Consider the following 17,517-nt stretch of genomic DNA (forward strand, 5'->3'; position numbering starts at 1 on the left):
CGTTTCATGTGCCCACCACCTCGTAGAGGGCGAAGGTGGCGTCCTCCTGCTGGGCGCTCGCCTCCCGTGCCCGCTGGAAGTCCTCGGACTGAAAGTAGGCCCGCATGGAGGCCTTGTCCCGCCAGCGCGTCACCAGCATCAGCTCCGGCGGCCGTTCGAAGGAGCGCAGCACCTCCAGCCCCAGGAAGCCCGGGTATCCGTCCACCGCCCGCGTGCGCGCCTGGAAGCGGGCGACCAGGCGGTCCGCTTCCTCGGGGGCCGGCCGGAAGCGGGAGATGGCGACAATCATGGGCACGCCTCGGGTGGAAAACAGCGAGGGCGTCCGGGCCGAGCCAGGACGCCCCCGTGAAGTGGAACCGCCAGGGCCACCGCCTCCCATCCCATCCGGGAGACGGCGGCCACGTGGGCCTTACATGGCCCCGGCGCCGGGCATGTCGCCCAGGCCCCGGATGAGCACCTCGCGGGGCTTGGCACCATCCGCCGCGCCCACCACGCCGTCGCGCTCCATCCGCTCAATCATGCGGGCCGCGCGGTTGTAGCCGATGCGCATCTTGCGCTGGAGCATGGAGATGGAGACGGCCCGCATCTCGCTGACCGTCGCGAGCGCCTGGTCGTACAGCTCGTCGGACAGCTCGTCCTCCTCGCCGCCACCTTCCACGTCCTCGTCGCGCGGCTTGAGGATGGAGTCGTCGTAGACGGGCTTGCCCTGGGCCTTGAGGTGGTCCACCGCCTTCTTGATTTCGTTCTCCGACACGAAGGCGCCGTGCACGCGCTGCAGGTGCGCGCTGGTGGGCGGCATGATGAGCATGTCGCCCATGCCCAGCAGGGCCTCCGCACCCACCGTGCCCAGAATCGTCATCGAGTCCGGCTTCGAGCGCAGCATGAAGCTGACGCGCGTGGGGAAGTTGGCCTTGATGACGCCGGTGACGACGTCCGTGGACGGGCGCTGCGTGGCGACCATCAGGTGGATGCCGGCCGCGCGGGCCATCTGCGCCAGGCGAGCGACGTAGGTCTCTACCTCGCGGCTGGCCACCATCATCAGGTCGGCGAGCTCGTCGATGATGACCACGATGTAGGGCAGCTTCTTGAGCTGCTTCTTCTCCGGCTCGGTGGACTCGCTGGCCTCCAGCTCCTCGGTGTCCTCGGACTCGGCCTCCAGCTCCGGAGCCTCGGCTGCCTCGGACGCCTGCGCGTCGAGCAGGTCGTCCTCGTCGTCCCGGGGGGCGGCGACGCCCAGGCTCTCGCCGCCTGCGGGCATGGAGGACTTGGGGCTCTCGCCATCGAGCACGAGCACGTTCTTCGGCTTCGCCTTCTTCTTCGGCGCGGACTCGGTGGTCGTCTTCACCTCCACCGCGGTGCTCTCCACCAGCTTGTTGAAGCCGGCGATGTTGCGCACGCCCGCCTCGGACAGCATCTGGTAGCGGCGCTCCATCTCCTCCACGGCCCAGCGCAGCGCGAGCGCCGCCTTCTTCGGGTCCGTTACCACCGGCAGCAGCAGGTGGGGGATGCCCTCGTAGACGGAGAGCTCCAGCATCTTCGGGTCCACCATGATGAAGCGGACCTCCTCGGGCGTGGCCTTGAGGAGGATGCTCATGATCATGGAGTTCACCGCCACCGACTTACCGGAGCCGGTGGTGCCGGCGATGAGCAGGTGGGGCGCCTTGGCCAGGTCGAGGACGTACGGCATGCCCTCGATGTCCTTGCCCACGCACATGGTCAGCTTGCTGGCGCCCTTGTTGAAGGCGTCCTGCTCGGCAATCTCCTTGAGGTAGACGGTCTCGCGGTCCCTGTTCGGAACCTCGATGCCCACCACGCCCTTGCCGGGGATGGGGGCGACGATGCGCACGCGCATGGCCTCCATGGCCATGGCGAGGTCGTCCGCGAGCGCGGCAATCTTGCTCACCTTGATGCCGGGTCCCGGGAGGAACTCGTACATGGTGACGACGGGGCCGGGGCGAATCTCCACCACCTCGCCGACGATGCCGAAGTCCGCCAGCTTCGCGCGCAGCTTCTCCGCCGTGGACAGGTACACGTCCTTGTCCAGCGCGGAGCGCTCCGTCTTGTCGCACTCGAGCACGTCGAGCGGCGGCAGCGAGAAGCTCTTGCGGTCGCCGACGAACTCGAACTGATCCTGGCTCTTCTTGACGGTGGGCTTGGGCGGGGCCTTGGGCTCCACGATGAGCGGCATGCGCGCCAGCGCGGCCTGCGGCGCGGGGACGATGTCGGCCGGGGCGGCGGGGGCGGGGGCACCGGCGCGATGGGGGCGGCGGCGACGGGCGCGACAGGCTCGGCCTCCATGTCGGGCATGGGGACCGGCGCCGGGCCAGTGACGATGTTCGGCTTGCGGCGGGCGCGCGGCGTTTCGGAGGCGTCGGCGCCGTCGGCGGGAATGATGAGGTTGGGCGAGGGCGGCAGGAAGGACGCGGCCCAGGCCGGGTCGGCACCGAGGGCCGGGCGCTTCTCCGCCTTCGCTGGCGCTTTCTCCGGAAGGGCCAGCACGGGCGCGGGGGCAGGGGGCAGCGAGTCAGCCTCGCGGGTCGGCGGGAGCAGCTTCTTCTCCAGCTTCTCCGCCTTCTCGCGCTCGCGGGACTCCTTGAGCGCCAGCTTCGCGGCGGCGGCCTGCTCCTTCTCCTGCTGCTTCGACAGCCGGAAGGCCTCCTCCGCCATGGCCTCGGCCTCGGCGGCCTCGGCCTCTTCGGCCAGGCGCTCGGCTTCGGCGAGCTCTTCCTCGTCAGCCTCGAGCTGCGCGAGGAAGGCGGCCTCCTCCAGCTTCTCCTGGGCGGCGCGCTCCTGGCGCTCCTGGTAGGCCACCTTCTGCGCCTCCCAGAACACGCTGGCGGATTCCTGGACGCGGCGACCCACCACGCACAGCCCGGCCCAGGCCAGCGAGCACAGCTTGAGGAAGGTGTACTGGGTGCCCACGATGAGGGCGGCCGCGCTGATGGCCGTCACCAGGATGACGGTGCCCACCGTGGAGAACAGGCCGGACATGATGCCGCCCAGGCTGGCGCCCAGCGCGCCACCCGGTGGGTGTGCCCAGCCCTTGTCACCGGCGAACATCAGCTGCGCCAGCACGGACACGCTGACCGTCAGCAGCGCCAGGCTGATGATTTGCGGTCCCCGCTTCCGGTCCCGGCTGCCCACGAAGAGCACCATGGCCGTGTAGATGCCGCCCACGGGGATGAGGTAGGCGCACACGCCGAGCATGCCGCGCAGCGACTCCGCGATGAGGTGCCCCATGGGGCCCACCGCGTTGTTGAAGCCCGGGCCCACCCGGTCCTTCGCGTCGAAAGTGGCCACCGCCAGCAGGGCAATCAACGACGCCGCCAGCAGGAACACGCCGGTGATGGCTCGGGTGGTGACGTCTCCGCCCTTGCCGGCCTTCATCCGCTTGTCCGCCAGCGCCCTGCGGCGCGTCGCGATTTCCTGCCGGGACAAGACCGCCTTCTCCGCCCGACCCTTCTTCGCCGTCATGTCCGTCTTCCCTCTGCGCGTCTCAGCCGCGTAGCGGGCTGTAGCAATGCCCGCAGCGAGTGTAGGGAGGGCGGGGGACCGGTCAATTTTCCAGCTCAGGACGGGGAACCTACATTTCGGCTGCACCCCTCCCCAGAGGGGGTATGGTGCCGCCCAACATCGCCGCCCGGGCGCGCATGCCGCGCGGCGGCGGGACTTCGTGGAGGAACATCACATGGCCGACGCCCGTACCGACAAGCCGTCATCCACCGAGGAGGAGTACTTCGCCCGGGAGGAGATTGAGAAGAAGCGCAAGCTGGCCCTGGAGCAGGCCGCGGCGAGCGCGGCGCAGCAGCGCGAGGAGCTCAAGAAGCTCCACTGGATGAAGTGCCCCAAGTGCGGCATGGACCTCCAGACGCTGAAGCAGGGGAATGTCGAAATCGAGACCTGCTTCAACTGCCACGGCATCTTCCTGGACGCCGGGGAGCTGGACCAGCTGGTCGCCCAGCACGGCCACGAGGGCAGTGGCAAGGTGATGGGGGCCATCCTCAACCTCTTCAAGAAGAAGTAGGCCGCCGTGGCGCTCACGCTCGAGCAGGTGCGCCATGTGGCCACACTGGCGCGGCTGTCGCTGACTCCGGAAGAGGAGCAGCGCTTCACCACCCAGCTGTCCGCGGTGCTGGACGCGGTGGAGCAGCTCCAGTCGCTCGACGTGGAGGCCGTGGAGCCCACTTCCCACGCCACGCTCACGTCCTCACGGTTGCGTGAGGACGTGACGCGGCCGTCCCTGCCGCCAGAGAAGTCCCTGGCCAACGCGCCGGCGAAGTCGGACACGTCCTTCGCCGTGCCGAAAATCATCGAGTAGTCCCGGAGGTTCCACGCCATGCAGCTCACGGACCTCACGATGCTGGAGCTGGCCGAGAAGCTGGCCGCGGGAGAGGCCTCCTCCGAGGAGGCCACCCGCGCGAGCCTGGCGCGCATCCAGCAGGTGGACCCGAAGGTGCGCGCCTTCTTGCGCGTGGATGAAGCCGGTGCCCTGGCCGCCGCTCGCGCGAGTGACGCGCGCCGCAAGTCGGGCAGTCCCGCCAGCGCCCTGGACGGCGTGCCGTTGGGGCTCAAGGACATCTTCCTCACCGAGGGCGTGGAGACCACCGCTGGCTCGCGCATCCTGGAGGGCTTCGTTCCGCCCTATGACGCCACGGTGGTGCGCCTGCTGAAGGAGGCGGGCCTGCCGCTGGTGGGCAAGCTGAACATGGATGAGTTCGCGATGGGCTCCTCCAATGAATCCAGCGCCTTCTTTCCCAGCCACAACCCGTGGGACGTGTCGCGCACGCCGGGCGGCTCGTCTGGTGGCTCGGCGGCGGCGGTGGCCGCGCGCGAGGTGTTCGGCGCGCTGGGAACGGACACGGGCGGCTCCATCCGCCAGCCCGCGGCGCTCACCAACACCGTGGGGCTGAAGCCCACCTACGGCCGGGTGTCGCGCTTTGGCGTCATCGCCTTCGCTTCGTCGCTGGACCAGCCGGGCCCCATGACGCGCACGGTGGCGGACGCGGCGGCGCTGCTCCAGGTGATTGCGCGGCCGGACGCGCAGGACGCCACGTCCGCGGACGCGCCCGTGCCGGATTATTCGGCGGACCTGGAGGCCGGCGTGCGGGGCCTGAAGCTGGGCGTTCCGCGCGAGTACTTCACCGAGGGCATGGACCCGGAGGTGGAGGCCGCGGTGCGCGAGGCCCTGCGCGAGTACGAGCGTCTGGGCGCGACGTTGGTGGACGTGTCGCTGCCCCACACGAAGTATGCGCTGGCGACGTACTACCTCATCGCGCCCGCGGAGGCGTCCAGCAACCTGGCTCGCTACGATGGCGTGCGCTTCGGCCTGCGGGCGAAGGACGCGCGCAGCCTGCGGGACGTGTACGCGCTGACGCGGGAGCAGGGCTTCGGCGCGGAGGTGAAGCGCCGCATCATGCTGGGGACCTTCGCGCTGTCCTCCGGCTACTACGACGCCCACTACCTGCGCGCGCAGAAGGTTCGCACGCTCATCCGCGAGGACTTCACGCGGGCCTTCCAGCAGGTGGACGCGCTGCTGTCGCCCACCTCGCCGGTGCCGGCCTTCAAGCTGGGTGAGAAGGTGGAGGACCCGCTGTCCATGTACCTCATGGACATCTACACGCTGCCTTGCAACCTGGCGGGCCTGCCCGGCCTGTCGGTGCCCTGCGGCTTCACGAAGGCGGGCTTGCCCGTGGGCCTGCAGATTCTGGGACGGCCCTTCGACGAGGCTGGCCTGCTGCGCATTGCCCGCGCCTACGAGCGCGAGCACGACTTCTTCCGCCGCTCCGCGCCCCTGTAGGGCCCTCGAGCGTCCGCCCTGGTGACACCGCCATGCCCGTGAGCGATTTCCAGCCCGTCATCGGCCTCGAGGTCCACGCGCAGCTCCTCACGCAGTCCAAGATTTTCTGTGGCTGCTCCACCGCGTTCGGCGCCGAGCCCAACCGCAACACCTGCCCGGTGTGCCTGGGCATGCCCGGTGTGCTGCCGGTGCTCAACCAGCGCGTGGCGGAGTTCGCCGTGCGCACGGGCCTGGCGCTGGAGTGCACCATCCGCCCGACGAGCGTGTGGAGCCGGAAGAACTACTTCTATCCGGACCTGCCCAAGGGCTACCAGATTACGCAGTTCGACCAGCCCATCTGCGAGCACGGGCGGCTCGTCATCGACACGCCGCAGGGCGAGAAGGCCATCCGCATCCTCCGCATCCACATGGAAGAGGACGCGGGCAAGAGCGTGCATGACGCCGGTGGGGGCCAGAGCCTGGTGGACCTCAACCGCGCGGGGGTGCCGCTGCTCGAAATCGTCAGCCAGCCGGACCTGCGCGACGCGGACGAGGCGGTGGAGTACCTCAAGGCGATGCGGGACGTGCTCGTCTACCTGGGCGTCAACGACGGCAACCTGGAGGAGGGGAGCTTCCGCTGCGATGCCAACGTGTCGGTGATGCCGAAGGGCTCCACCACGTTTGGCCAGCGCTGCGAGCTGAAGAACCTCAACTCGTTCCGCTTCCTCAAGCAGGCCATCGAGTACGAGATTGCCCGGCAGGTGGACGTCATCGAGTCGGGTGGCAAGGTGGTGCAGGAGACGCGCCTGTGGGACGTGAACAAGGGCGTCACCCGCTCCATGCGCAGCAAGGAAGAGGCGCACGACTACCGGTACTTCCCGGAGCCGGACCTGCCGCCGCTGCACGTGAGCGCGGAGGCCATCGACGCCGCGGCGAAGGCGCTGCCGGAGCTGCCGCGCGCGAAGCTCCAGCGCTTCACCAGCCAGTACGGACTGCCCGCGTATGACGCCCGCATCCTCACCGCCGAGCGCCCGCTGGCCGACTACTTCGAGGCCTGCGCCGGGCACTACAAGGACTACAAGAAGCTCTCCAACTGGTTCCTCGGAGAGCTGATGCGCCTGCTGAAGGAAGAGGGCACGCCGCTGTCCGCGCTGCGCTTCACGCCAGCACAGCTGGGGGAGCTGCTGGGCGCTGTCGACCAGGGCATGGTGTCCGCCAACGCGGGCAAGGATGTGCTCGGGGAGATGTTCCGCACGGGCAAGGCGCCCGCGGACATCATCGCGGAGAAGGGCCTGGCCCAGGTGAGCGACACCGGCGCCATCGAAGCGGTGGTGGACGACATCCTCGCGAAGAACGCGGGGGAGATTGAGAAGTACCGCGCCGGCAAGAAGCAGGTGTTCGGTTTCTTCGTGGGTCAGGTGATGCGGGCCATGAAGGGCAAGGGCAACCCCGCCCTGGTCAACGAGCTGCTGAAGAAGAAGCTCGGCGACTAAGGCGTGCCGTGTGCCGCGGTGGGGACGGTGGCGTGCACCACGTCCTCCTCCTGCGTCGTCTGGGCCTGGGCGAGCACGCGCACGTCGCCGGAGGCCGTGCGCTCCAGGATGTGTGAGGCGGCTTCAAAGGTGCCGCCGAGCAGACTGCCCACCTGCTGCGCGCTCACCACGTAGCGCACGTTCCGGAGCGTGCGGAGCTGCGCGGGCAGGCCTTCGTGTCGCCAGCGCTCGCCTTGGGCAGAGCGTGCCCACGGCCCGGCGTGGATGGAGGGATGGGCGAGGACGTCCACTCGCATGGCGTCGAGGTATTGCGCGCAGGGGGCGAACCAGGGCTCGTCGCGGGTATGCGGCTGGGCGAAGCCGTCATAGCCGATGAGGGTCGCCAGCTTTCCGAAGGGCGTCTGGAGCACGGCCGGTCCTCCGGGCGGCCAGGGCTCAGGTGCAGCCCGTCCTCCCAGGAGGGCACCAGGTTGGCCTTGCGCGCGGCCGCGACGCAGTTGCCTTCGGGCGAGAAGGTGTAGCTGGTGTTGTAGGTGCGCGCGCTGAAGGGTTCGAAGTCCGGCGAGCCCTCCCCCGGCGGCCGGCGGGCAGCAGCGCACTGCCCGCCACCACCCACAGGCCGAAATCCCGCGCGATGCCAGAGAAGGTGTTCCACAGCGTCCGGTGCACGAGGGCGCTCGCGCGGCGTAGATGCACTCCGTCAGCGACGGCGGCCGGAAGTCGCTCCAGGCATTCCACACCCCCAGGCCTCGGAGAGGCGCACGCGTTTCAGTGCACCCTGGAGTGAGGTGCTTTGCCGCACGCGGTGCATGTGGCCCAGGAACAGCAGCGGTGCCCCCACCGACTCCGGCCACACGACGAGCGCTGGGGCGCGCGGGTGGCCTGACGCATCCCGGGCGCGCAGGGCATCCACCTTCGCCGCCAGCGCACGGTGTCGCGCGGTGAAGGCGGCCGGAGAGGCGTAGTCCTCCAGCGAGACGCGGGGCTGGAGGGCGAACAGTTCGACGAGGTCGGTGGCCGTGTCCACGGTGCGTTACTTCAGCAAGCCATTCTCGCGCAGCCGCTGCTTGAGGAAGGCATCCGCGGTGATGGGCGCATGGCGCGCCGGGGTGTCCGCCGTCTGGGTGCAGGGCAGCGCCTGGAGCACGCAGTCCGCGTAGGGATGGACGAAGAAGGGCATCGAGTAGCGCACCGTGTCCTCTTCCTTGCTGCGCGGGTTCACCACCCGGTGCGTGGTGGCGGGGATGATTTCGTTCGTCACGCGGCTGAGCATGTCGCCTGAGTCGACGACAATCTGTCCGCGCAGCGTGTCCACCGGCAGCCATTCCCCGTCGCGGGTGAGCAACTCCAGGCCGGACGCCGTGCCCTCGCAGAGCAGGGTGATGAGGTTGATGTCCTCATGCTCGGCGGCGCGCACGCCCCCGGGGATGAAGCGCTCCTTCAGCGGCGGGTAGTGGATGAGCCGCAGCACGGAGTTGCCGTCCGTGGCCATGCCGCTGAAGGTGTCGCGCGCCACGCCGAAGTACTCGGCCAGCGCCTGGAGCATGACGCTCGCCGCGCCATCCAGCGCGTTGAAGAGCGACAGCGTGTGCTCTCGGAAGGTGGACACCTCGGAGGGCCACACGTTGGGGCCGTAGAGTGCGTGGTACTTGTGGTCAGGCGGCAGCTCGCGGCCCACGTGCCAGAACTCCTTCAGGTCTCCCACCTGGCGGTTCTTCGCGTGCTCCTGTCCGTAGCCGATGTAGCCGCGCTGGCCGCCGTGCCCCGCCTGGGCGTACTGGGCCTTGGTGGCCTCGGGCAGGGCGAAGAATCGCTCCACGTCCGTGTACGTGCGGCGGATGAGGCCGTCGTCGATGCCGTGGCCTTCCACCGTGACGAAGCCGAACTCCTTGATGCCGTCGCCGAACACCTGCACGAAGCGGGCGCGCTCCTGGGGCGTGCCCGTGCGGTAATGGGACAGGTTGACGACGGGGATGCGGCGCTGGGTTGGCGACATGGCGCCGCACTTTAACCACCGTGATGGATTGTCGGCACGCACAGCGTCCGCCAGCGGACCCTGTTCTGCGACCATGGCTTCGAGGGTGCGGCACCAGCGGACATCTGCCCTCATCCCCCGTGGAAGTCAGTGCTCCCGGAGTCCATGTTGGCGGGCAGGTTGGGGGGAGGCGGATGCCCGAGGTGAGCAGCGGTGGTGGGTGTGGGGCGTGTGGCCGGCGGCATGGGGCGGATGCCTCGTGTCCGACGCTGGTGCGCGCGGACGTGCGGGCCGGGGGACGGCGCGTCCCAGGTGTGCCCCCGTGGTCGAGGCGCAGGACCCTCTGGTGGGCGTCCGGTGCGGCAGCTTCCGGTTGGTGCGGCGCCTGGGCCGGGGCGGCATGGGGGCCGTCTACCTGGGCGAGCACGTCTCCATTGGCAGCCGGGTCGCGGTGAAGGTGCTGCACGCCCACCTGACGATGTACCCGGAGCTGGTCCAGCGCTTCCATGCGGAGGCGCGGGCGGTGAACCTCATCGGCCACGAGAACATCGTGAGCATCTTCGACATGGATGCCACGCCGCCGCGCCCCTACCTCATCATGGAGTTCCTGGATGGGGCGCCGTTGTCCGCGTGGGTGGGGACGCCGCTGGCCGCGGGCGCGGTCGTCTCGGTGCTGTCGCAGGTGTGCGACGCGCTCCAGGCCGCGCATGCGCGAGGCATCGTCCACCGCGACCTGAAGCCGGACAACATCTTCCTGGTCCGGCGCAAGCGCAACGCGCCCTTCGTCAAGGTGCTGGACTTCGGCATCGCCAAGCTGGCGGACGCGCACATGCCCCAGACGCACGCGGGCATCATCGTGGGGACGCCCGAGTACATGGCCCCCGAGCAATCCCTGGGGCGCGGCGTGGATGGCCGCGCGGACCTGTATGCGCTGGGCGTCATCGCCTATCAGCTCCTCACCGGCCGGCTTCCCTTCAACGATGAGGGACTGGCCGCGCAACTGGTGGCCCATCAGCTGCGGCCACCGCCGCCCCCCAGCTCCGTGTACCCGGCTGTGTCCGCCGCGTTGGAGCACGTCATCCTGCGCGCCCTGGCCAAGAAGCCCGAGGACCGATACGCCTCCATCGCGGCGTTCCGGAACGCGTTGCAGGTGGCGCTCGCCGAGCACGTGCGCGTGTCGGCGCGGAAGACGCGTCCCGGAGGACTCGCGGTGCTCGAGCGGGCGCCCGTCGCGCCAGAGATGCCCACCGAAGGCCAGTCGCGGGGGCGGCCTGGCGCGGACGCGCGGGCGGGGCAGGTGCCTTCGTCGCTCGCGGGCACGTCCCAGCGGCGTCTTGCCCCCGCTGTGCCGATGGCGCCCCGGGCCTCCCTCGTGGAAGTGCCGGTGCAGGTCGTGCTGCGGCCAGGGGAATGCCCTGTGCGGCTCAGGGGCAGTGGCCTCTCCCGGGGCGGCTTGTTCCTTCACGGTGGGCGCGTACTGCCGCCGTTGTGCTCGCGGCTGCCCGTGGTGCTGGAGCTGGCGTCCGGGCCCCTGTCGGTCATGTGTGAAGTGGTGCGGGTCGTTCCGCCCGCGCAAGCGCGCGTCTGGGGGATGCCCACCGGCTTCGGCGTCCAGTTCGTGGAGGCGACCGCCGTGCTCAAGGCCGCCGTGGATGCGCTCCTCCAGGGCGAGCCGGTACGTGTCGTCCCGCAAGTGCTGCCCACGGAAGACCCGGCCGTGGCGCGCTTGCTGGAGACCGGCGTCAGCGCTCGGCGGGGGACGCGTATGCGGTGCTGGCGCTGGAGCCTGACTCGGACATGGGCACGGTGCGCCTGCGGACCCGCGAGGCCTGGCGCTCGCTGGAGTCCCTGGAGCAGCACTCGCTGACGCCTCCCCAACGCGCGCAGGTGGATGCGTTGCGCGTCCGCGTCCGCGAGGCGGCCGAGGCGTTGGGCGCCACGGTGCAGCGGGCCCTCTACGATGCCTGGCGCGGCAATCACCGCGGGGTGGCGAAGTGCCTGGAGGCAGGGCTCACGGCCGAGCAGTTGGAGTCCCTGCGGCGGGAGTTCCTGGCGCGCAGGCCCCAGGCCATGGGCACGGCGCGGATCCACTTCCAGACTGGCGGCGCGTTGGAGCGCGACGGCCAGCTCTCCCAGGCGCTGGATCAGTACGAGCGAGGGCTGAAGCTCGCGCCGCTGGAGGTGGACATGCTCCAGCGCTACCGCAGGCTCCGCCGGGTGCTGGGCGGGCGGGCGACGGCGCCGACCGGACATGAGAGGGCCCGGTCACCTTGAAGAAGGAGCCGGGCCCAGGACTGTTTCTTGGGATGGAAGGCCACTCGAAATTACGGCTCTTCGTCCGGATCTTCCACGGTAACAGCGGTCCGGCAGTCCTGACTGATCCCGGAGAGCTGCGCCGCACAGCCGATCAGCTCGCCAAAGTACTGCATCTCGTTGCCTTCGGAGCAGGTGTTGACACCGTCCAGGCACTTGATGGCGCGCTCGATCTTCTCCTTGTCGCTATCGGTACACTTGTCGAGGCCGCTCTTGCACTGCTGGATGGCGGCGTCCATCTCGTTGTCCGACAGTCCAGTAACTCCGCAGGCGCGACCCTTTTTGTCGACCTCGTTGCTGCTGTTGTACAGGTCTTCGCAAAGGTCGTCATCGCCACCGCCGCAGCCGGTGCCAAGAACAAGAGAGCTGGTTGCCAAGAGGCCGATCAGAAGCTTCTTCATGGGAGTCCCCCTTTGGACGAGGTTGTCGGGCCGGCTCGCGGAAGGGCGGCCGAAAGCCCGGAACCCGAGTTAGCATTGACCCAGGGGGCGAGTAAACGGCCGGGGAGTGGCCGTCTGATCCTTCAACCACCTTGACTCCCCAGGGTATCTCCCGTAAATCCCGCCGCCTTTGGCGCGATTGGATGGTCCACCCGTCCGAAATGCGCGGTCGATTCCACGGGTTGACCCAACCCGACAGATGACAGGGGTTTGACGATGTACGCAGTGATTCGCACGGGCGGGAAGCAGTACCGCGTCGCCGAGGGCGATGTGGTCCGGATCGAGAAGATCGCGGGCGACGTCGGGGCCGAAGTGACCTTCACGGAGATTCTGCTGGTCGGTGGTTCGGAGAGCCCGAAGGTGGGCCAGCCGACCGTCGCCGGCGCGAAGGTCGTGGGCAAGGTCCTGGCTCAGGACAAGCACCGCCGCGTCCTCCACTTCCGGAAGGAGAAGGAGGGCTGGACCCGCCGCCGCGGTCACCGTCAGCCGTACACCGAGGTGAAGGTCACCTCCATCGCCGGCTAGTCCGGGCGGTTTCACCTCAAACTTCAGGAGCACGGTGTCATGGCTCATAAAAAAGGACAGGGTTCTTCGCGCAACGGTCGCGATTCCAACCCGCAGTATCGTGGCGTGAAGGTGTACGGCGGTGAGACGGTGTCGGCGGGCAGCATCCTCGTTCGCCAGGTCGGCACGGTCATCCACGCCGGCGCCAACGTGAAGCTCGGCCGCGACTTCACCCTCTACTCGGTGGTGGACGGCGTGGTGAAGTACGAGCGCCTGGGCCGCGACCGGAAGAAGGTTTCGGTCTACCCGGCCGCCGCTGAGCAGGCGAGCGCCTGACGGCTGGCTGGCCCTTGAGGCCGGCAACCGTGCGGCACCCACGAGCGGGTCGCTTCTCCAGTCCACGCGCCCTTCCGGCAGCGGGATGCGAGGGCGGCCCGCTCTTTGTTTATCCAGGAGTCCCAGATGAAGTTCGTCGACGAGGTCCGCATCTTCGTGAAGGCGGGGGATGGCGGCAACGGCGCCGTCTCGTTCCGGCGGGAGAAGTACATCGAGCGCGGTGGCCCCAATGGCGGGGACGGCGGTAACGGCGGCTCCGTCGTCTTCGTGGCGGACCCGCAGCTCACCACGCTGCTCGACTACCGCTACCAGCAGCACCACCGCGCCAAGAATGGCGAGCACGGCATGGGTAGCGACTGTAACGGTCGCGCCGCCGAGGACATGGTGCTCAAGGTGCCTGTGGGCACGCTGGTGAAGGACGCCAACACCGGGGAGCTGCTGGTCGACCTGAGCGAGACCGGCCAGCGCTGGGTGGCGGCGAAGGGCGGGCGCGGCGGCCTGGGCAACATGAACTTCGCCACCTCCACCCGGCAGACGCCGCGCTTCGCCCAGGATGGGACGAAGGGCGAGGAGTTGACGCTCCGGCTGGAGCTGAAGCTCCTGGCGGACGTGGGACTGCTGGGCTTCCCGAACGCGGGCAAGAGCACGTTCATCTCCCGGGTGAGCCGGGCGCGGCCGAAGGTCGCCGACTATCCCTTCACCACGCTGGTCCCCAACCTGGGCATGGTCCAGTACAAGGACGGCCTGTCCTTCGTGATGGCGGACATCCCCGGCATCATCGAGGGCGCCAGCGAGGGCGTGGGCCTGGGGCACCAGTTCCTGCGCCACGTGGAGCGGTGCAAGGTGCTGATCCACCTCATCGACATGGGGGCGGAGGGCGAGGGCCGCTCGCCGCTGCACGACTTCAACGTGCTCAACGCGGAGCTGGGCAAGTACAGCCCGGAGCTGGCGTCCAAGCCGCAGGTCGTGGCGGCCAACAAGTTGGATCTGCCCGATGCACAGGCCCGGCTGGAGGGCTTCACGGAGGCGCTGCGTGAGCGCGGCATCCGTGTGTATCCCGTGTCCTGCGCCACCGGCGAGGGCATGCAGCCGCTGATGGACTCCGTGGCGGAGGTGTTGTTCACGGGGCGCACCGAGAAGCTCCACGTGGAGATTCCCGCCAAGGCGGCTCGGGTGGGGAAGGCCAAGGCGAAGGTCGCGGAGAAGAAGGCGTCGGCTTCCTCGGCGGGCGCCGCGACGGCGAAGGCCGCGACGAAGAAGGCTCCGGCTTCCTTGGTGGGCGCCGCGACGGTGAAGGCCGCGGCGAAGAAGGCTCCGGCTCGCAAGGCGGCGCAGCTGCGGCGACGAAGAAGTCTGCGGCTGCGAAGAAGGCCGTGACGAAGAAGGCTCCGGCTCGCAAGACGGGCGCAGCGGCGAAGACGTCCGCAGCGCGCAAGGCGGGCACTGCTGCGGCGAAGAAGTCCGCGGCGAAGAAGGCCTCGACCCGCCAGTCGGGCACTGGGACCACGAAGAAGGCCGCGACGAAGAAGGCCCCGGCTCGCAAGTCGGGCACCGCGCCCGTGAAGAAGGCCGCCGCGAAGAAGGCATCCGCGCGCAAGAGCGGCTCGTCGGGCAAGGCCGCCGCGAAGAAGGCATCCGCGGCCCCGAAGCGTGCTCCGGCGCGCAAGTCGGGCGGCAGGAGGAGCTGAGTCCATGTCGGGTGGTGGTGCGCGCTACGAGCGCTATGAGCGGGAGCAGTTCGAGCCGGAGCAGTTCCTGCTCGACGTGCGCAAGGAGAAGATTGATCGCGTCGTCAGTCACCGGACGCGCAACTTCACGGTGGTCCTGGACCGGCTGGAGGACAGCTTCAACATGGCCGCGGTGCTGCGCACCTGCGAGTCCATGGGCGTTCAGGAAGTCCACATCATCATCAACCCGGAAGCGCCCTTCGTTCCCAACTCGAGGGTGGCCCAGGGCTGCGACAAGTGGCTGGACGTGAAGCTGTACAAGACGTTCGCCGAGTGCCGCGAGCACCTGAAGTCCCGTGGCTTCTCGCTGTATGCCTCCGCCATCCAGGAGGGGGCCACCAGCCTCTACACCCTGCGCTTCGACGGGAAGATGGCGCTGGTGTTCGGCAACGAGCGGCGCGGCGTGAGCGAGGACGTGCTGGCCGGCGTGGACGGCACGTTCTGGGTCCCCATGAAGGGGTTCAGCCAGAGCCTCAACATCTCCGCCGCGGCGTCCGCCTGCATCAGCCGGGCGATTGCCTGGCGGGACGAGCACCTGGGCCAGTCAGGGGACCTGTCTCCCGAGGATGCGCAGGCCCTGCGCGAGCGCTTCTACGTGCTGGCCATCAAACAGAGGAAGCGCCTGTTCAAGAAGGCCCCGTGAATGCCGGGGCCCAGGCCCCGTCGGGATGGTTTAGATGGAGGTACGCCATGTTCTTCGAAGCCCTGCTCGCTACGCTCCTGTCCGCCCCTGCCACCCCTGCCGCCACCCCGGTGAAGCCCGCTCCGACGGTTCAGGCCGCCGCGCCCGCGCCCGCGGCCCCGCCGCCGCGAAGCCCATGGCGCCGGAAGTGAAGTCCCTGGTGGACCGGATGCAGGCCTTCTACGAGAAGACCGGCGACTTCCGCGCGGGCTTCCGCCAGGACTACAAGTACAAGACCTTCCGGCGCACGCAGACGTCCGAAGGCACCGTCACGTACAAGAAGCCCGGCCTGATGCGTTGGGAGTACCTGAAGCCCTCGCCGCGCACCTTCGTGCTGGCGGGCAACAAGGTGTACGCGTACGACCCGGCGGCGCAGAGCCTCACCGTGGCCAACGTGGACACCAGCCAGCTCTCCGCGTCGGTGACGTTCCTCTTCGGCCAGGGAAAGCTCGCGGACGAGTTCAACATCACCAAGGGCGCCTGCAAGGACTGCAAGGGGACGCTGCTGGTGTTGGATCCGCTGAAGAACGAGCCGCGCTTCCGCCAGGTGCGCCTGGAGGTGGATCCATCCACGGCCCAGGTGCTCAAGAGCACGGTGGTGGACCCGGACGGCAGTGAGAACACCATCTCCTTCCTCAACCTGAAGACGAACGTGGGCCTCGACGCGGACAGCTTCAAGCTGGATGTGCCGGACGACACTCGCGTGGATGACTTCACGAAGGCGAAGAAGCAGTAACCTGCGGAGCGTGCGTCGCGCGTTTCTGCTGATGGGGTGGATGGGGCTGGCCGGGACCGGGTGCCATCGGGAACCGGCCGCCAGTGCCGAGCGTCCGCAAGGCTTCCACGGTCAGACGCTGCCGCTGCTGGCCTCGCCCGCGCTGCGGCTCACCGTGGCGGGCCAACTGGGGACGCGGCCCGTGCCGGTGGTGTTGGACGTGGCGCGGCCGCTCTCGCTCGTGTCGCGAGGCTGCTTCGACGGCGCGCTTCCCGCCCCCGAAGGCACCATCCGCGCGCCCGAGCCCGCCGGAGGTTTCCGCTCCTGGCCCGTGGTGCCTTTGCCCGCCTTCTCGGTGGGCCCGGTGCGGTCGCCTGTGCGCACCGCGGGCTTGTCCGGTGAGAAGGTCTGCGCCGTGACGCTGGGCGCGGATGTCCTGGAGTTCTACGCGCTCACCGTGGACCCGCTGCGGCGGGAAGTGACCTTCACCCCTCTCGCCCGCGCGCGGACTACGTCGCGGAAGCGGCGGCCACGGAGGCCTCGCGCGAGGTGCACGTGGTGGAGCTCAGCCGCGAGCCGCTGGGCGATTGGCCCCTGCTGGCCGCGCGGATGACGCAGGGCGGAGCGGAGCTCACGGGCCCCTTCGTCCTTGGCTCGCGCGAGCCCTTCTCGCGAGTGTCCGTGCGGCTCGCCGAGGCACAGGGGCTTCAGCCGCTCGAGACGGCCGCAAACCTGCCGCCGCGAACCTTCGCGCTGGACGCAGTGGAGGTGGCCGAGGGGCTGGGTGTCCGCCCGTTGGTGGTGGAGGCCGCTGGGCGCTGGGACTCGCCGAGCAGCCTGGGCCGCCTGGGGCCGGATGTCTGGGGCCGCTTCACCGCGACGCTGGACGCAAAGGGCGGGGCCCTGGTGCTGCGGCGCCCCCGCGTCCGGCCGTCAGAAGGCTCCGCCACCAGCCATTGCGCCGCGCCTGATGGCTCCTTCCGTGAGGAGGCTTGCTACGGCCTGCATGTGCGGCGTGAGCCGGATGGCAGCGTCTCGATCAGCGGCGCCGTGTACCGGGACCTGCCAGAAGGAGGGCGGCTTCACCTGGAGCCGCTGGGGCCGGACGGGCAGAAGCTGGTGAGTGGTTGTGGCGTGGGGCTGAGCTTCCCCGCCACCAGCAGGGGCCTGACGACGCAGCACCGCGTGCCCTGGCGCTCCCTGGCGCAGGCGCTGCCTGCCTGCCATGCGGCGCTGTCCACCGCGCGCGACTTCACGCTGGGCCTGTTCGAGGAAGGCCGCCAGCCCGAGTGCCCCACGGCCTGTGCCTTCGTCACGGAGACCGCCTCTCGCCGCACCGTCTGTGAGTGCCAGCCCACGCCGCTGGGTGAGGGCGTGGCCATGCCGTCGCGAGGCGCTCCCTCGCGTGAGCCCCCGCCTGGGGAGCGGGAGCTGGAGCCGGAAGACCCCCGTTAGCGTTGCCTGGACAGGGGCGGGGGTGCTGCGCTCTCCTCTGGCGCACATGCGCCCGTCTCCCACCGAGTTCGACCGTCAGTACACCGAACAGCGCCGCTCCA

Annotated in this window: 14 protein-coding genes and 4 pseudogenes; 12 read left to right on the forward strand and 6 right to left on the reverse strand. The window is 69.4% G+C overall.

The genetic code is table 11. The annotated features are described in order from the left end of the window. Nucleotides 1-4: 4 nt before the first annotated feature. Both QEG98_RS07970 and QEG98_RS07975 read right to left on the reverse strand, forming a co-directional pair. Complete coding sequence (locus tag QEG98_RS07970) at nucleotides 5-289, reverse strand: antibiotic biosynthesis monooxygenase family protein (RefSeq protein ID WP_163884327.1); 285 nt, start codon at nucleotides 287-289, stop codon at nucleotides 5-7. A 120-nt stretch (nucleotides 290-409) separates the two neighbouring features. After that, a pseudogene (locus QEG98_RS07975) lies at nucleotides 410-3,474 on the reverse strand (DNA translocase FtsK 4TM domain-containing protein). A 214-nt stretch (nucleotides 3,475-3,688) separates the two neighbouring features. Between QEG98_RS07975 and QEG98_RS07980 the strand changes: the two are divergent. The 4 genes from QEG98_RS07980 to gatB are packed head-to-tail and all read left to right on the forward strand — an operon-like array spanning nucleotide 3,689 to nucleotide 7,269. Next, entirely contained in the window at nucleotides 3,689-4,024 is a 336-nt protein-coding gene (locus QEG98_RS07980; protein WP_026113821.1) for a zf-TFIIB domain-containing protein, read from the forward strand. 6 nt (nucleotides 4,025-4,030) lie between these two features. Continuing rightward, on the forward strand, nucleotides 4,031-4,318 hold the full coding sequence (gatC, locus tag QEG98_RS07985; RefSeq protein WP_011551578.1) for an Asp-tRNA(Asn)/Glu-tRNA(Gln) amidotransferase subunit GatC: 288 nt from the start codon (nucleotides 4,031-4,033) through the stop codon (nucleotides 4,316-4,318). Nucleotides 4,319-4,336: 18 nt separating this feature from the next. Next, nucleotides 4,337-5,797, forward strand: a complete 1,461-nt coding sequence (gene gatA, locus QEG98_RS07990; RefSeq protein ID WP_316566284.1) for an Asp-tRNA(Asn)/Glu-tRNA(Gln) amidotransferase subunit GatA — start codon at nucleotides 4,337-4,339, stop codon at nucleotides 5,795-5,797. Nucleotides 5,798-5,829: 32 nt separating this feature from the next. Continuing rightward, complete coding sequence (gatB, locus tag QEG98_RS07995; RefSeq protein WP_141257775.1) at nucleotides 5,830-7,269, forward strand: Asp-tRNA(Asn)/Glu-tRNA(Gln) amidotransferase subunit GatB; 1,440 nt, start codon at nucleotides 5,830-5,832, stop codon at nucleotides 7,267-7,269. Here gatB and QEG98_RS08000 read toward each other — a convergent pair. From QEG98_RS08000 to QEG98_RS08010, 3 genes are all read right to left on the reverse strand, one after another. Then, the gene (locus tag QEG98_RS08000) at nucleotides 7,266-7,679 is read right to left on the reverse strand and encodes a hypothetical protein (protein ID WP_316566285.1); all 414 of its coding nucleotides are present in this window, start codon (nucleotides 7,677-7,679) and stop codon (nucleotides 7,266-7,268) included. The two genes, gatB and QEG98_RS08000, sit on opposite strands and share 4 nt — an antisense overlap. 290 nt (nucleotides 7,680-7,969) lie before the next feature. Continuing rightward, nucleotides 7,970-8,296, reverse strand: coding sequence for a hypothetical protein (locus QEG98_RS08005; RefSeq protein WP_316566286.1), 327 nt, complete (start codon nucleotides 8,294-8,296; stop codon nucleotides 7,970-7,972). A 6-nt stretch (nucleotides 8,297-8,302) separates the two neighbouring features. After that, nucleotides 8,303-9,265, reverse strand: a complete 963-nt coding sequence (locus tag QEG98_RS08010; protein WP_316566287.1) for an isopenicillin N synthase family dioxygenase — start codon at nucleotides 9,263-9,265, stop codon at nucleotides 8,303-8,305. 301 nt (nucleotides 9,266-9,566) lie between these two features. On the opposite strand from QEG98_RS08010, the gene QEG98_RS08015 reads away from it, so the two are divergent. Both QEG98_RS08015 and QEG98_RS08020 read left to right on the forward strand, forming a co-directional pair. After that, nucleotides 9,567-11,111, forward strand: a complete 1,545-nt coding sequence (locus QEG98_RS08015; protein ID WP_316566288.1) for a serine/threonine-protein kinase — start codon at nucleotides 9,567-9,569, stop codon at nucleotides 11,109-11,111. After that, nucleotides 11,042-11,518 (forward strand): hypothetical protein, encoded by a 477-nt coding sequence (locus QEG98_RS08020; RefSeq protein WP_316566289.1) that lies wholly within the window; start codon nucleotides 11,042-11,044, stop codon nucleotides 11,516-11,518. Before QEG98_RS08015 ends, QEG98_RS08020 begins: the two co-directional genes overlap by 70 nt. A 50-nt stretch (nucleotides 11,519-11,568) precedes the next feature. Here the strand turns inward: QEG98_RS08020 and QEG98_RS08025 are convergent, their stop codons facing one another. Continuing rightward, entirely contained in the window at nucleotides 11,569-11,958 is a 390-nt protein-coding gene (locus QEG98_RS08025) for a hypothetical protein (RefSeq protein ID WP_316566290.1), read from the reverse strand. A 255-nt stretch (nucleotides 11,959-12,213) separates the two neighbouring features. On the opposite strand from QEG98_RS08025, the gene rplU reads away from it, so the two are divergent. The 6 genes and pseudogenes from rplU to QEG98_RS08060 all read left to right on the forward strand — a co-directional run bounded on the left by rplU (nucleotide 12,214) and on the right by QEG98_RS08060 (nucleotide 17,416). Then, nucleotides 12,214-12,522: a 50S ribosomal protein L21 gene (gene rplU / locus QEG98_RS08030; protein ID WP_026113820.1), complete on the forward strand. Its 309-nt coding sequence runs from the start codon at nucleotides 12,214-12,216 to the stop codon at nucleotides 12,520-12,522. Nucleotides 12,523-12,561: 39 nt separating this feature from the next. After that, nucleotides 12,562-12,837: a 50S ribosomal protein L27 gene (rpmA, locus tag QEG98_RS08035; RefSeq protein WP_011551586.1), complete on the forward strand. Its 276-nt coding sequence runs from the start codon at nucleotides 12,562-12,564 to the stop codon at nucleotides 12,835-12,837. A 126-nt stretch (nucleotides 12,838-12,963) separates the two neighbouring features. Beyond that, nucleotides 12,964-14,525, forward strand: a pseudogene (gene obgE, locus QEG98_RS08040) (GTPase ObgE). A 4-nt stretch (nucleotides 14,526-14,529) separates the two neighbouring features. Then, complete coding sequence (locus tag QEG98_RS08050) at nucleotides 14,530-15,207, forward strand: TrmH family RNA methyltransferase (RefSeq protein WP_090484423.1); 678 nt, start codon at nucleotides 14,530-14,532, stop codon at nucleotides 15,205-15,207. Between the two features lie 47 nt (nucleotides 15,208-15,254). Continuing rightward, a pseudogene (locus QEG98_RS08055) lies at nucleotides 15,255-15,982 on the forward strand (LolA family protein). Next, nucleotides 15,930-17,416: pseudogene (locus QEG98_RS08060) on the forward strand (hypothetical protein). The pseudogenes QEG98_RS08055 and QEG98_RS08060 overlap by 53 nt, the downstream one beginning before the upstream one ends. The last annotated feature ends 101 nt before the right edge of the window (nucleotides 17,417-17,517 follow it).

Source organism: Myxococcus sp. MxC21-1 (genome assembly GCF_032612255.1).
Lineage (GTDB): Bacteria > Myxococcota > Myxococcia > Myxococcales > Myxococcaceae > Myxococcus > Myxococcus virescens.

Bases quoted from the DNA above. Each gene is read 5' to 3' on its own strand.
- QEG98_RS07970 (WP_163884327.1), bottom strand. From the start codon at position 289: ATGATTGTCGCCATCTCCCGCTTCCGGCCGGCCCCCGAGGAAGCGGAC.
- QEG98_RS07980 (WP_026113821.1), top strand. From the start codon at position 3,689: ATGGCCGACGCCCGTACCGACAAGCCGTCATCCACCGAGGAGGAGTAC.
- gatA (WP_316566284.1), top strand. From the start codon at position 4,337: ATGCAGCTCACGGACCTCACGATGCTGGAGCTGGCCGAGAAGCTGGCC.
- gatB (WP_141257775.1), top strand. From the start codon at position 5,830: ATGCCCGTGAGCGATTTCCAGCCCGTCATCGGCCTCGAGGTCCACGCG.
- QEG98_RS08010 (WP_316566287.1), bottom strand. From the start codon at position 9,265: ATGTCGCCAACCCAGCGCCGCATCCCCGTCGTCAACCTGTCCCATTAC.
- QEG98_RS08020 (WP_316566289.1), top strand. From the start codon at position 11,042: ATGGGCACGGTGCGCCTGCGGACCCGCGAGGCCTGGCGCTCGCTGGAG.
- QEG98_RS08025 (WP_316566290.1), bottom strand. From the start codon at position 11,958: ATGAAGAAGCTTCTGATCGGCCTCTTGGCAACCAGCTCTCTTGTTCTT.
- rplU (WP_026113820.1), top strand. From the start codon at position 12,214: ATGTACGCAGTGATTCGCACGGGCGGGAAGCAGTACCGCGTCGCCGAG.
- rpmA (WP_011551586.1), top strand. From the start codon at position 12,562: ATGGCTCATAAAAAAGGACAGGGTTCTTCGCGCAACGGTCGCGATTCC.
- QEG98_RS08050 (WP_090484423.1), top strand. From the start codon at position 14,530: ATGTCGGGTGGTGGTGCGCGCTACGAGCGCTATGAGCGGGAGCAGTTC.